This window comes from Bacteroides sp. D1, assembly GCF_000157095.2.
GTDB lineage: Bacteria > Bacteroidota > Bacteroidia > Bacteroidales > Bacteroidaceae > Bacteroides > Bacteroides xylanisolvens.
Window position 1 is genome coordinate 133,345 of sequence record NZ_JH114339.1, and the last position, 13,660, is coordinate 147,004.

Annotated in this window: 13 protein-coding genes; 6 read left to right on the forward strand and 7 right to left on the reverse strand. The window is 46.8% G+C overall.

The genetic code is table 11. The annotated features are described in order from the left end of the window. Positions 1 to 941: 941 nt before the first annotated feature. The 5 genes from BSAG_RS13885 to BSAG_RS13865 all read left to right on the forward strand — a co-directional run bounded on the left by BSAG_RS13885 (position 942) and on the right by BSAG_RS13865 (position 4,997). Positions 942 to 1,202, forward strand: coding sequence for an OadG family protein (locus BSAG_RS13885; protein ID WP_004300941.1), 261 nt, complete (start codon positions 942 to 944; stop codon positions 1,200 to 1,202). Positions 1,203 to 1,228: 26 nt separating this feature from the next. After that, positions 1,229 to 3,064 (forward strand): biotin/lipoyl-containing protein, encoded by a 1,836-nt coding sequence (locus BSAG_RS13880; RefSeq protein WP_008771317.1) that lies wholly within the window; start codon positions 1,229 to 1,231, stop codon positions 3,062 to 3,064. Then, on the forward strand, positions 3,064 to 4,299 hold the full coding sequence (locus BSAG_RS13875; protein WP_004300937.1) for a sodium ion-translocating decarboxylase subunit beta: 1,236 nt from the start codon (positions 3,064 to 3,066) through the stop codon (positions 4,297 to 4,299). The genes BSAG_RS13880 and BSAG_RS13875 overlap by 1 nt, the downstream gene beginning before the upstream one ends. 103 nt (positions 4,300 to 4,402) lie before the next feature. Then, on the forward strand, positions 4,403 to 4,666 hold the full coding sequence (locus BSAG_RS13870) for a hypothetical protein (RefSeq protein ID WP_004304421.1): 264 nt from the start codon (positions 4,403 to 4,405) through the stop codon (positions 4,664 to 4,666). Then, complete coding sequence (locus BSAG_RS13865; RefSeq protein WP_004300933.1) at positions 4,656 to 4,997, forward strand: type II toxin-antitoxin system RelE/ParE family toxin; 342 nt, start codon at positions 4,656 to 4,658, stop codon at positions 4,995 to 4,997. Before BSAG_RS13870 ends, BSAG_RS13865 begins: the two co-directional genes overlap by 11 nt. 108 nt (positions 4,998 to 5,105) lie before the next feature. On the opposite strand, the gene BSAG_RS13860 is transcribed toward BSAG_RS13865, so the two are convergent. The 6 genes from BSAG_RS13860 to BSAG_RS24940 form a co-directional block, all read right to left on the reverse strand. Beyond that, positions 5,106 to 6,380 carry a TolC family protein gene (locus tag BSAG_RS13860; RefSeq protein ID WP_008018467.1) on the reverse strand — a complete coding sequence of 425 codons (1,275 nt, stop codon included), beginning with the start codon at positions 6,378 to 6,380 and terminating at the stop codon, positions 5,106 to 5,108. A 48-nt stretch (positions 6,381 to 6,428) separates the two neighbouring features. Continuing rightward, complete coding sequence (locus BSAG_RS13855; protein WP_004314201.1) at positions 6,429 to 9,461, reverse strand: efflux RND transporter permease subunit; 3,033 nt, start codon at positions 9,459 to 9,461, stop codon at positions 6,429 to 6,431. Between the two features lie 66 nt (positions 9,462 to 9,527). Continuing rightward, positions 9,528 to 10,583, reverse strand: a complete 1,056-nt coding sequence (locus BSAG_RS13850) for an efflux RND transporter periplasmic adaptor subunit (protein WP_004304417.1) — start codon at positions 10,581 to 10,583, stop codon at positions 9,528 to 9,530. Between the two features lie 189 nt (positions 10,584 to 10,772). Beyond that, positions 10,773 to 10,868 (reverse strand): smalltalk protein, encoded by a 96-nt coding sequence (locus BSAG_RS24935; RefSeq protein ID WP_149939068.1) that lies wholly within the window; start codon positions 10,866 to 10,868, stop codon positions 10,773 to 10,775. A gap of 49 nt (positions 10,869 to 10,917) precedes the next feature. Beyond that, positions 10,918 to 11,427, reverse strand: coding sequence for an HU family DNA-binding protein (locus BSAG_RS13845; RefSeq protein WP_004314204.1), 510 nt, complete (start codon positions 11,425 to 11,427; stop codon positions 10,918 to 10,920). A 36-nt stretch (positions 11,428 to 11,463) separates the two neighbouring features. Then, complete coding sequence (locus tag BSAG_RS24940) at positions 11,464 to 11,610, reverse strand: hypothetical protein (protein WP_008771318.1); 147 nt, start codon at positions 11,608 to 11,610, stop codon at positions 11,464 to 11,466. 50 nt (positions 11,611 to 11,660) lie between these two features. On the opposite strand from BSAG_RS24940, the gene BSAG_RS13840 reads away from it, so the two are divergent. Beyond that, positions 11,661 to 11,855, forward strand: a complete 195-nt coding sequence (locus BSAG_RS13840) for a DUF4248 domain-containing protein (protein WP_004304415.1) — start codon at positions 11,661 to 11,663, stop codon at positions 11,853 to 11,855. A 3-nt stretch (positions 11,856 to 11,858) separates the two neighbouring features. On the opposite strand, the gene BSAG_RS13835 is transcribed toward BSAG_RS13840, so the two are convergent. Then, complete coding sequence (locus BSAG_RS13835) at positions 11,859 to 13,658, reverse strand: toprim domain-containing protein (protein WP_004314206.1); 1,800 nt, start codon at positions 13,656 to 13,658, stop codon at positions 11,859 to 11,861. Between the last annotated feature and the right edge of the window lie 2 nt (positions 13,659 to 13,660).

Genomic DNA, 13,660 nt, shown 5'->3' on the forward strand with positions numbered 1-13,660 from the left:
AGAGAGCTTTTTTGTTTTTCTTCAAATTTTCTTCATTTTTTCTTGGTAAAAAAACAACAGATGCTTCTCTTTCTAATAGATGAGCTATTTAATGATATTTGAAGAAAACGGTAGAATTGATTAGAAGATTAAATGTTGTAGAAGAAATTAGAAATTATCCGGCAGAAATAAGGCCGGGATTCAGAACAAACAATAGATGTTTTATAGAGAATTACAAGCTAAACTCAAAACAAACAATAGATGCTTTTTATAAAATTTAAATTTAACCCAAAACAAACAATGTTTTAGAAATGCAAACTAGGGCTCAAAGCAAACAATAGACAGCGGCAGATGAATTATTCCTGCCACAAACGTAAGCCGGAAAGACTCCCTCATCGGACGTGATATGAGCTTTAGAGGCTTGTTTTTTCCGATTAAACAGACTTAGTTGGCTTAAAAAAAGGTTTTTTCAACTAGACTGCTACGCTAATTAAAAGAATGAAAGCCGTGATGGCGCATGAGAGGTTTAACAAGGCCGGTTTTATCTGGTAGTTTAATAGTAGGTTAAGAGAGTATGAAACCAGAAAAGGGCTGAACCGGTCTATCATTGAGTATTTTTATTTAATAATTGTTTTATCAGAGTGTGAGAGAAAGTTGAGGGGCTTTCTCTCACATTTTTTTGTAGGAACAATAGATAGGACGATTTACTATTGGACTATTTACCATTTACTATTTGGGTTGTGCAATAGAAGCAGATAATAAATAAGATAAATGGGAATTTAGTTTAGATGTGGATGGCACGCTAAATCATAAATCATAAATCATTAAACTTCCCCAGTTTTCCAATCAGAGAAATGACGTTTTTATACATTATATTCCTTTCTTAATTTATTTTATAATAAAAATTTGGTATTTTCGGACGCTTTTTAGACGAACAACTTAAAATACTAATAGTTTATTATATGGAAAATATCGAAACAGCGATCCTGCTGATGGTGGTCGGAATGGCTACCGTGTTTGTTATTCTGCTGATTGTGATTTATTTAGGTAAGTTGTTGATTACATTAGTCAACAAGTATGCTCCTGAAGAAGTGGTTCCTGTGAAGCGGGAAGCATCGCAAGGTCCTGCCCCTGTTCCGGGAAACATCTTAGCCGCCATTACAGCTGCTGTAAATGTGGTGACACAAGGTAAAGGAAAAATCACTAAAGTAGAAAAATTATAAATCTATAAAGAATATCACTGAAAGACATGAAAAGAGAAGTAAAGTTTAGTTTGGTTTTCCGAGATATGTGGCAATCTGCCGGAAAATACGTACCTCGTGTAGACCAACTCGTAAAGGTAGCTCCTGCCATCATTGAAATGGGCTGTTTTGCCCGCGTAGAAACAAACGGCGGAGGTTTTGAACAGGTAAATTTATTGTTTGGTGAAAACCCGAATAAAGCGGTACGCGAATGGACAAAACCGTTCCACGAAGCCGGTATTCAAACCCACATGCTCGACCGCGCACTGAACGGACTCCGTATGAGCCCCGTTCCGGCAGACGTCCGCAAATTATTCTACAAAGTAAAGAAAGCACAAGGAACAGACATTACCCGTACGTTCTGCGGATTGAACGACGTGCGTAACATCGCTCCTTCCATCACATACGCAAAGGAAGCAGGCATGATTTCACAATGCTCGCTTTGCATCACTCATTCGCCTATCCATACCGTAGAGTACTACACCAATATGGCGCTGGAACTCATCAAACTGGGAGCAGACGAAATCTGTATCAAAGACATGGCAGGTATCGGTCGTCCCGTATCGTTAGGTAAGATCGTAGCAAATATCAAGGCGGCACATCCCGAAATCCCCGTTCAGTATCACAGTCATGCAGGTCCCGGATTCAATATGGCAAGCATCCTCGAAGTATGCGAAGCCGGTTGCGACTACATCGACGTAGGCATGGAACCGCTATCCTGGGGAACAGGCCATGCTGACTTGCTTAGTGTGCAGGCGATGTTGAAAGACGCCGGATATCAAGTGCCCGAAATCAATATGGAAGCCTACATGAAAGTGCGCGGCATGATTCAGGAATTTATGGACGACTTCCTCGGCTTGTATATCAGCCCGAAAAACCGTCTGATGAATTCCTTGCTGATTGCTCCCGGACTTCCCGGCGGTATGATGGGTAGTTTGATGGCCGACCTCGAATCCAATTTGGAATCAATCAATAAATATAAGGCAAAACACAATCTGCCGTTTATGACACAAGACCAGTTGCTCATCAAGCTCTTTGATGAAGTAGCTTACGTATGGCCTCGTGTCGGTTATCCTCCATTGGTGACTCCGTTCAGCCAATACGTGAAGAACCTCGCCATGATGAACGTGATGGCAATGGAAAAAGGAAAAGAACGTTGGGGAATGATTGCCGATGATATCTGGGATATGATTCTGGGTAAAGCCGGACGTCTGCCGGGCAAACTTGCTCCCGAAATCATTGAAAAGGCAGAACGTGAAGGCCGTAAGTTCTTTGAAGGTGATCCGCAGAATAACTATCCTGATGCTCTCGACAAATATCGCAAACTGATGAAAGAGAACAAATGGGAAGTGGGACAGGACGACGAAGAACTCTTCGAATATGCTATGCACCCGGCTCAATATGAGGCTTACAAGAGTGGCAAAGCAAAAGAAGACTTCCTGGAAGACGTAGCCAAACGTCGTGCCGAAAAAGATAAATCTCCGGAAGAAGATGCCAAACCGAAGACACTGACCGTACAAGTGGACGGACAGGCTTATCGTGTGACGGTAGCATACGGTGATGCCGAACTACCTGCTGCTCCTGCGGGTGCTGCCACTGCTCCGGCAGGAGAGGGTAAAGAAGTACTTTCTCCGTTGGAAGGCAAGTTCTTCTTAGTGAAAGGTGCGCAGGAAACTCCTTTGCAAGTAGGTGACACTGTGAAAGAAGGTGATGTAATCTGCTATGTAGAAGCGATGAAGACCTACAATGCCATCCGTGCAGAGTTTGGCGGTACAGTGACTGCTATCTGTGTCAACCCGGGAGATGCTGTTTCAGAAGATGACGTATTAATGAAGATAGGATAATGAACGAAATATTTGAGAACTTATATGACATGACTGCGTTCAGTAATATCATTGCCGAACCGCAGTTCCTGATAATGTATGCCATCGCGTTCGTTCTGCTCTATTTGGGTATTAAGAAACAGTACGAGCCGTTGCTGCTTGTCCCCATCGCTTTCGGTGTGTTGCTAGCCAACTTCCCCGGAGGAGATATGGGCGTGATTCAGGCCGACGAAAATGGTATGGTGATGGTAAACGGAGTGTTGAAGAACATCTGGGAAATGCCTTTGCATGACATTGCCCACGAACTGGGAATCATGAACTTCATCTACTATATGTTGATTAAAACAGGTTTCCTGCCTCCGATCATCTTTATGGGTGTCGGTGCGCTGACGGACTTCGGGCCGATGTTGCGTAACCTGCATCTTTCTATATTCGGTGCAGCTGCACAGTTGGGTATCTTTACCGTATTGCTGGTAGCCATCCTGATGGGATTCACTCCACAGGAAGCCGCTTCTCTGGGCATTATCGGTGGCGCGGATGGTCCGACAGCCATCTTTACCACCATCAAACTGGCGCCGCATTTGCTGGGCCCGATTGCCATTGCCGCTTATTCGTACATGGCGCTCGTTCCGGTGATTATTCCGCTGGTAGTGAAGCTGTTCTGTACGAAGAAAGAGTTGAGCATCAACATGAAAGAACAGGAAAAGAAGTACCCTTCGAAGACTGAAATCAAGAACCTGCGTGTGTTGAAGATTATCTTCCCGATCGTGGTAACTACTATTGTTGCCCTCTTCGTGCCAAGTGCAGTGCCTTTGGTGGGTATGTTGATGTTTGGTAATCTGGTGAAAGAAATCGGAACCAACACATTCCGCTTGTTCGATGCCGCTTCTAATAGTATCATGAATGCTGCCACCATCTTCCTCGGACTGTCCGTAGGAGCAACGATGACAGCCGAAGCATTCCTCAACTGGACAACAATCGGTATTGTGATCGGTGGATTCCTTGCATTTGCACTTTCTATAACCGGTGGTATTTTCTTTGTGAAACTGGTAAATCTCTTCTCGAAGAAGAAAATCAATCCGCTTATCGGCGCCACTGGTTTGAGTGCCGTTCCGATGGCGAGCCGTGTAGCCAATGAGATTGCTTTGAAATACGATCCGAAGAATCACGTATTGCAGTATTGCATGGCAAGCAACATCTCCGGAGTAATCGGTTCTGCCGTAGCTGCGGGTGTGTTGATCTCCTTCCTTGCGTAAGGTAATTCCTGCCTGAAAAAGACTTTTTATACATTCACACTTGGAAGATTCGTTTGATAGCGTTATCTTTGTGTGAATGTATAACAGTAAAAATAGCAAGCGTATGAGTGCAATGTCATTGGAAGCCGAAAAGAACGAACTGATTCGGCGGATTCTGGATGTGGATGATGTCGCTATTCTGCGGAGAGTGAAATCGATGTTGAGTTGTGAAGAAGAGCAAACGAATGTTGTCGCAGAGGAAGCAGCTCCCTACCAGACAAAGGCGGAGATTCTGGCAAGCTTAGATCAGGCGTGTAAGGAACTGAAACTGAATCTGGAGGGTAAGTTGGAGTTTAAGTCATTAGATGATGCCCTTAATGAAATATAGAATAAGCGTTACCCTCGAATTTTTAAGGGAAATGAAGCATTTGTCAAAACGGTATAAATCGTTGAAAGAAGATCTTAGGAATTTTGGAAATGATTTGTTATTAAATCCTGAACAAGGAGTCAGTTTGGGCAATAATCTTCGTAAAATACGTATAGCGATAACTTCGAAAAATAAAGGTAAAAGTGGAGGTGCACGGGTGATAACCTATACGATAATCTGGACAGAAATAGATACAGAGATAAAATTGCTCACTATTTATGATAAGTCAGAACGTGCAAATATCACAGATAAGGAAATAGAAGATATCCTGAAGCAAAACGGTATTTTGTAGTCCTTATGATATAAAAAGAAATCGTCCTGTTTCACGGTTGCGTGATGGCAGGACGATTTTCTTTTATAAGACTAAGACTTTGTGAATAAGTTTCTTTTGTTTCTAAATTTATTCACTGATAACCTTTCTGTATTCCGCTACCGCCATCTTTTCCGACAGATACGCATTAATCAGATTGGTGTGCGCCTGCGTCCATGACAATTGTGCGGAGAGTACATCCACCATGTTTGCCTTTCCCTCATTATACGAGAAAGAAACCAAATCAAGATTTTCATTAGCCAGACTCATAGTCTCTTTGGCGGTTTTCACTTGATATTCCGTTTCCGTCAGTTTGGTCAGGGCGGCAGAAAGTTCCTCGTTGATATTATCCGTCACATAACTTTGTTGCAGTTTCTGTATGCTGATATACGCTTTCTGCTGACGGTTTGTTTTGAACCGGGCTCCCCAACGGAAGATCGGTATATTCAGGTTAATGCCGACGATGGGATTGAAAGAAACATCATAACCGAGGTTAGGTGTAGCTGTAGCCCATCCACCGCTGAAATACATATTCAATTGCGGGTTGAACTGGCTAAGAGCCGCTTTGCGTTGCGCCTGACTTTTCATGATGTTTACTTCCGTACTTTCGTAATCCGCGCGACGTTGCAGTACATTCTCCAGAGAAAGTATCTGCACCGGAGCGGAAGCCGTGTCAATCGTGTACAGACTGTCTACGGGATTGTTCGGCTCTTCTCCCATCAGGATATTCAGCTTTTGCAGCGCCAGGGTATAATTCTGACGCGCCTTGATATATTGCAATTCCGCTTCTTTCAACCGGGTGGAAATCATTAATAAGTCCGTTCGACTAATCATCCCGTCGTTGAAACGATCCTGAATGATGTCATACTGTTGCTTCACAATACTTTGATACTTGTCCGCCGCCTGCAACATAGCCTGTGAAGCGGAAGCATTCCAATAAACTGCATCGCTCTGATAATGAATCTGGTCGATGGTAAGCTCCTCATTTAGTTGATTCAGCTTTTCGTCCGCTTTGGCAATCTTGTGCTGGGCGTTGAGTGCCCCGCCCGTGTACAACGGTTGCGAGACGATAAATACACCTTGATAGGTGTGGTTGCGGTATTCGCCTATCGGTTCGTTCCATGCATTAAGGTCGCTCATGTTGAGAGTACCGTCCGCATTGACATCAATTTTTGGCAAGAATCCCGTGTGAGCAATCTTCCGTGCTTCCGTACTTGCCATCGTCTTTAGTTTCTGTTGCTTCAGAATTTGACTGTAAGCTTCCACTTTATCCCGGTAAGCTTCCCGGCTAAGATAATAGGGCTGCTGTGCCCCGGCAGTGAGACCGAGGAGCAGCAGAGACAGAGTTATAAGTTGAGTTTTCATTTTATTCAATCTATACAATAAATTCAAGTTTCATATAAGAGAAGGCAATTAGCCTTTGATTCTTTGAATGGCACAATAAGCTACCGGAAGAACAAACAGCGTCAGAGCCGAAGCCACCAACAGGCCTCCCATAATCGTAGCCGCCATACCGCCGAACATCGCGTCGAACAACAATGGCAACATACCCAGAATGGTAGTGCCGGACGCCATTGCTACGGGGACAATACGACTCGTTGTAGCACTGACAACAGCATCCAACGGTTTTTTGCCCGTTTTTGCTTCCAGATCAATCTGTTCCACCAGTACAATCGCATTTTTGATATTCATCCCAATCAGTCCGAGCAAACCAAGGATGGAGAAGAAGTCGAACGACTTGCCTAGCAACACCAATCCCAAAACGATACCGATAAAAATAAGCGGTAACATCAACAAGATCACTGTCGGCTTACGATACGTTCTGAACAGGAACAACAGCGTGACGAACATCAGGAAGAACGTCAACGGTAAATTCTTGGCCAACGCCTCGTTAGACTCCACCTGACTTTCCTGTTCCCCGAAATACTTCATCGTATACCCCTCCGGCACTTTAATCTCTTTCTGCACCAGCGGCCAAACCTCATTGAAAGCAGCAATCGCATTCACTCCGCGACGCGGATCGCATTGCGCCATCATCACCATTTGCCGGTTGTAATCCTTCACATTCGAGAAACGATATTGGAAATCAAATTCCGATACCACCTGTTCCAGACTGGTCGTTTCATTCCCCGTGCCGAACACGGGCAACGTGCGCAGGTCGTTGATGCGGAACGAATCCACCGTGTTATCCTTCAATAAGATAGGAAGCACCTGATCGCCCTGCCGGTACTCTCCAAGTGTCATACCTGTGGTTCCGATCTGTATACTTTGTGCCATTCCCTGACGCGATACCCCTAACGGTTGCGCCCGTTCGGGACTATATACAGGCTTCCATACAGGAACTTTATTTCCCCACGAATTGCGCACATTGATTAAATCCGGATTCCGGTGCATAATCTCCAAAGCCTGGTTGGTGAGCGCCACAAGCGTGTCTACATTCGGACCGATAAACCCGATTTCGATAGCGGCATCCACCGCAGGCGACAGTTTAAACAGACTGGTGCGGGTAATCGCATTCGGATAATTCGCCTTCATGTACGCGTCGAAATCTTCTTCATACTCTTTTGTATATTTACTGTCCGTCAATTCAACCAATACATTGGCAAAATTCGGTTTCGGACCTACCGAAGTAGAAGCGAGGTAATACCTTAACGGCGTGCTGCCGAAGGTGATTGACACTTTCTTCACTTCCGGCTGCTTTGCCAGATGCTCTTCCACGGATTTCATCTCTTTCACTACGTCATTGATGCTATACCCGTCGGGATAAAACACGTCCGCCCGGAAATAAGGCTTATCGAGAGAAGGGAAGAAGTTTTGCGGCATCATTCCCATGATAACCAGCGAAGCAACAAAGAGCACTACCATCGAACCCAGTGTCAATGTTTTCCTGCGAATTAGCGTGCGGAGGATGGAGGCGAATTTGTGATAGAACGGTTTGTCATACGGGTCTTTCGTGCCGTCCTTTGCTTTCGCTTTCAGGATGAAATTACCGAAAACAGTGGTCTGCGTCAGCGCGAGCACCCAGCTCAATCCCAGCGAGATGGCAAGCACCACAAAAAGCGGTTTCACGATTTCCGCCACGGCAGAAGGAGCAAGGTAGAGCGGGAGGAACGAACAGATAGCGATGAACGTAGCCCCAAGCAATCCCCATTGCGGACCGGTTGCGCCGTCTATCAGCGCTTTCCGCCGGTCTACTCCGCGGGCGATGGCAATCTGTGCGTTGTCCGTTACCACGATGGCGTTATCCACCAGCATCCCCATGGCGATGATAAATCCCGCTAACGAAGTACGGTTCAGCCCGACACCGAAGAAAGACATGATAAGCAATGTGCCGCCAATAGAGAAAATCAGTGACGAGCCGATCAGTACACCTGCGCGCAAACCCATCACCAACATGATAATCACAATAACAATCAGAATCGATTCGATCAGATTGATGATAAATCCGTTGTTGGCTTCGTTGGCAATTTCGTTCTCCAGATACAGGCTTTGCAGTTCCAGTCCCACAGGCATCAGTGGCAACAATTCGTCCAGTTTGGCTTTCACGTTTTTGCCCGTCTGCACCACGTCCCGTTGCGGGTCGGTGGAGACGCCGATGCCGATGGCACGTTTGCCGTTCACGTGCATGATGTTGGATGGAGGGTCCATGTACCCTTTTTCGATGACGGCGATATCGCCCAGTTTCACCTGTCCGGCTTTGGTGGTAATCACCTGGTTGCGGATATCGTCTACGGTGGTATACATACCGTTGGCAGTCACCCGGAGCTGTTGCTCGCCGGCACGGATTTCTCCGGTATTGATAATCTGGTTCTGCGATTGCAACAGACTGGCAAGCTGTTTCGGGTCGATGCCCATACCTACGAGCTTATTGGTGGAAATAAAAATATTGACCACCTCCGTCTGCGTCCCGAACAGGGCGACTTTCATCACCCCGTCCGCCGTCACTACCTGCGTCTTGATCCGTTCCGCCCAGTTGCGCATCTCTTCGTATGTGTAACCGTCGTCCGCCGTCAGACCGTAATAGATACCGAACACGTCGCCGAAATCATCGGAAACCGTCGGTGCGGAAGCACCGCTCGGCAATTGTGGCTGTATATTTAGCACCTTCCGTCGCAACTCATCCCACTTCTGCGGAATGGAGCTTGCCGACAAGGAAGGTTGCAACTCGAATGTGATTTTTGAGAGCCCGTACATCGATTCTGATTTTATCTTGTACACACCGCTCATACTTTGAATTTCACGAGAGATAGGCTCGGTAATCAACCGCTCCACTTCTGCCGGTTCGGCACCCGGATAGCGGGTCATAATAACCGCCGACTTTATGACGAAAGGAGCATCCTCTTTCTTACCCAGCTTGCCGAAGGAAGTGATTCCCCCAATCAGCAATACAGCAAGAAAGAAATAGATGATTTTCGTATTATCTAATGAATATTTGGCTAAACTCATAATAAATGATCGTTGATAATTGATGAATGACAGCGGATAAATGATTACATAATCATTTACCAACTATCACCTGTCAACAGTTGTGATAGATTCTCCTTCTACTAGTTGGTATACGCCTGCTATGACGATTTTTTCACCGGGTTTCAAACCTTCCGAGATGAGCGCCTGTGCTTCTCCGGTCGGGGCGTTGACGGTCACTTCCCGTTTGTGGACTTTGTTGTCTTCTACCACCCAGACATACATTTTATTCCCTTCGCTTTCGCCGAATACGGCACTAAGCGGTACGATCGTCCAGCTATCCTGCACCAACGGACCTACATCTGCCGTGAAACGGATGCTGCACGTGAAACCGGGTTTCACAGCATACAGATCGCGGTCGAATGACGGATCGTCAATCGTGATGCTGACCGGAATTCCTGTGCCATCCGTAGAAATATCAAGATATTCTTCCAGTTTCGCTTGAAACACGTGTCCTTTAAATGTGTCGAACTCTACAAGGAAACGCGGGTCTTTGGCGCGCAACAAATAAAGATACGCATCCGGAATGGTGAATTTGATACGCAGATTGTGTGTATTGACAAGCTGCACGATACCCTCACCGGAGTTGACACGCTGATAGTTTTCCACCAGTCGTTTTTCGATAGAACCGTCGAAAGGAGCTGTCAGCTTGGTGTCGCGCATATTGTTGGCAGACAGTTCGTATTCAGACTTCGCCTTCTGGAAGTTGGCGAGGCTGATTTCATATTCCTGCACGGAGATCGCTTGCCGGGAGAGGAGCCGTTTGTTACGTTCCACTTGTGCCGAAGCCGTTTCGTATGCCGATTTCGTGGCGGCATATTGCAACGCGATGTCTCTGGGGTCGATAGCCGCGATGAGCTGTCCTTTTTTCACTTTCTGCCCTTCGATGACAGGAAGCTGAATGATTTGTCCGTTGACCCGGAAAGCCAGCTTCACATATTCCACCGCTTCCACGATTCCCGAGAAATCTTTTCTGATAATCGATCTTGACTCGACAATCGTAGTCTTTACGGGACGTGCAGTTGTCGTTGTCGTTTCTTTTTTCTGTCCGCAGCCAGCCAGCAAGATTGCAGCCGCCAGGACGAATCCAAATTTCTTTTTCATATACCACGTTGATGTTTAGAGGTTTTGCGTTGATAAATAGCGAATAATATACTAAAACAACTCCTGTTTATTTATGTTCAATATTCCTGTCTTTTCATATCCTGCCTCTTAACCTTTATATGGAACACAAAAAAACGGGAACTTTACCGTTTCTAAGGTAAAATTCCCGTCCAACTCTTTTGTTTCATTTTACATCATCAGGTTCTGACCTCCAATGACGCCTGCAATAGCAGTAGCAACCGCAATGACGACTTTTAAAATCGTATTCCAAATGGATTTCTTCATAATTCAACACCTCCTTTCCATACCACACTATCCTCTATCACCTACTATATTACGCTGCCGGATCGGGCGCTTCCTGACCACCGCCGCCCGGTTTGTCATCACCCGAACCGCCGGCGTTTCCACCGCCTCCCGTTCCCAGTGCTTTCGTCAACTGGTTGACGTGGATATATGACGCTCCCTGAATCAGCGCACGGGTGATATTTCCACCGGCATCCCGCGTATATTCCGGGGTAAACTGGCAACGCAATCCCGTGATTTGTGCCGGACTAACATCGGCTTCCGCATCCACCCCCTTGCAGCGTGACTGGCACACCATGGTAAATGTGCCCAATCCTTCGAGCTTCACTGTCCTGCTGTTGAGCAACTGCTCGCGCATCACTGCCATCAGGTTTCGGATCACGTTGTGCACGTCACCGGCCGTCAGTGATGACCGTTCGGCAATCGTTTCGCCAATCATTTGCGTATCCACTACGTTTCCCATTTTAATCAGGCAGGGATGCCATTTCTTCTTTTTGTCCTTCGATGCGATATTGGACTGAACCGCTTTGTAAATCAACATACTGATTTCCTCCTTTTTAAGTGAATAAATAAGATTTTATTGAGTCAGTAAACGAACGTTTTCTGTCTCTTTTACAGTAGCAAAGATACCCCAACCGGCAGGGGAGGAAACATGAAACGGTATCTGCCGGTAAGTGAAGGCAAACGCTTGAATATCTGTGTATTTGCTTGCATTTCTACGCAAAAAACAGTATCTTTACATGACGTAAATAATAAATTAAAAGAAGAAAATCTATGAAGAAAACGGAATTGGCATTACTCTATATGCCGTATGCAAGTGCCGATGTGGCAAGAAGACATTTAAATAAATGCATCCGCCGAAACCGGGAGCTGCTGGAGGCTCTCGAAGCTACCGGCTGGGCATTTTGGATACATTGGCTCACACCGTTGCAGGTGGAGCTGATTGAGAAGTATTTGGGAGAGCCTTAATCCCTAAATCCATCCCTCTGACGAGAATAAGTCTTTGGCTCCCTTCCACGGTTGCACCTGCATGCCCGGTTCGGGTGGCGGCGTACAAGGGGAATATCTTCCGTTGGTCACATCGTAGCAGAACGCTGCGTTTCCCTTTGTTCCGAAATTACGGAAACGGGTTTTCTCGACGTGTATATACACGATCCCCATTTCATCCTGACGGTCTACCACTATTCCGTAGTCCGTCATGTTGAAAAAGTTGGCCGAGCCGTTGATGTCATACATGGTGGGAACTTCCGTTTTCTGCGTGCCGTATTGCTTGTTCATCTTTCTCGGATGCGCCACCAGAATGACGAGGCAGGAGTTGAGCCGGGCAAAACGTGCCAGACTATTCATGAATGAACCGATATACCCTGTCTCCGTCATGCCTGCCGGGATCTGATGGTTGATGTAATTGTACGGGTCGATGACAAACACACGGATGCCGTGACGGTGCACCAGTTCGCGTGCCTTTGACAAGACGTTGCCCAGTGTGAAATCCCCGTCCGGAAGAATGTGCCAGACGCGTTGCGAAAGATAATCCACTACGCGGGCGAATTCCTCCTCCGTAGAGAAATCTTTGCGGAAACGGTGTCCCAGCAGTTTCTCCGCCAGTTTGGCATGATGATACTCGATTGGCGTGTTCTCCGGACTGAAATATCCCGCTCGCCAATCTTGGCGGGTGCAGAGCCGGAGCACTATCTCATCCACAAAGTCCGATTTGCCATGTCCGGGAATACCGGTGACGGTGAGCACCCGCCCCGTTTCCAGCCTCATGATTTCGTCCAGATTCGGTATTCCCAATTCCACGCCCGAGGTATACCCCTCTTCAAACAGTTGGTGCAATCCCTCCCGTAAGTCTTCTGCCGTAAACGTACCTTCCAGGCGGGGGATGGGAGCGTCCTCCAGTGCCTTCAGTAGTGCGTCCGGGCCTTCCGCCACGAGCAGTTCGTTGGCGTCCTTGTATGCTTCGCCGTAGGTGACGATACGGCAGCGGTCTACCCCCAGCCGTCGGGAGAGTTCCCGGCACAGTTCCCGTCCCTTGCGGTCGGTGTCCACCGACAGATAAATCACTTGTTTCTGCTCGAAATGAGATTCCGACAATTCGTCCAGCCAGTCCAGTTGACTGTTGGCACCGTTCGGCACGGAAATGACATCCGTCCGGCCGACAGCCATGTAGGAGAGGGCATCAAATTCCCCTTCCACGAGGATGCACTCCGGCGTGTCGCGGATGGCGTCGATGTTGTAAGGGATGGTGCGCGCTCCTTGCAGCAATTTGAAGTGCTTTTGTGAGTCGCGGAACTTCGTGTTCACCAATTCCCCGTTTTCAAAAAAGTTGAAGCAGAGACAGTCCCTCTTTTCCCAACCTTTCTCCTTTCCGGATATAGGCATCGAAATGGAGGCGAAAGCCACGCCAGCTTCCACCAATACTTCCGGCGGAATGTGGCGGACGTCACGACACCATTCAATTTGCTTTTGTGTGAGTGCCCCTTGCTCTGGGTCGCCGTGCGGCTTTTCAGTGGGCGGACAACTGGAGTTGCTACCTGTTGCCGTTGGAAATTTGACCAACGGATCACCCAGCTTTCTGCCTTTTCCGGCATATATGGCTGCCGAACCGTGTGCGCCGCAGTAGTGGCACAAATACAGTTTGGTATCGAGGTTGACACTTAGTGATTTATCACGCTTATCCGTCCGTTGGGCATGACACCAGGGACATTTTGTTTTCATTTTGCCGCTTGTGCGACCGTGGGTATCAATACCCAGTTCTTTGAATCTATCCATAT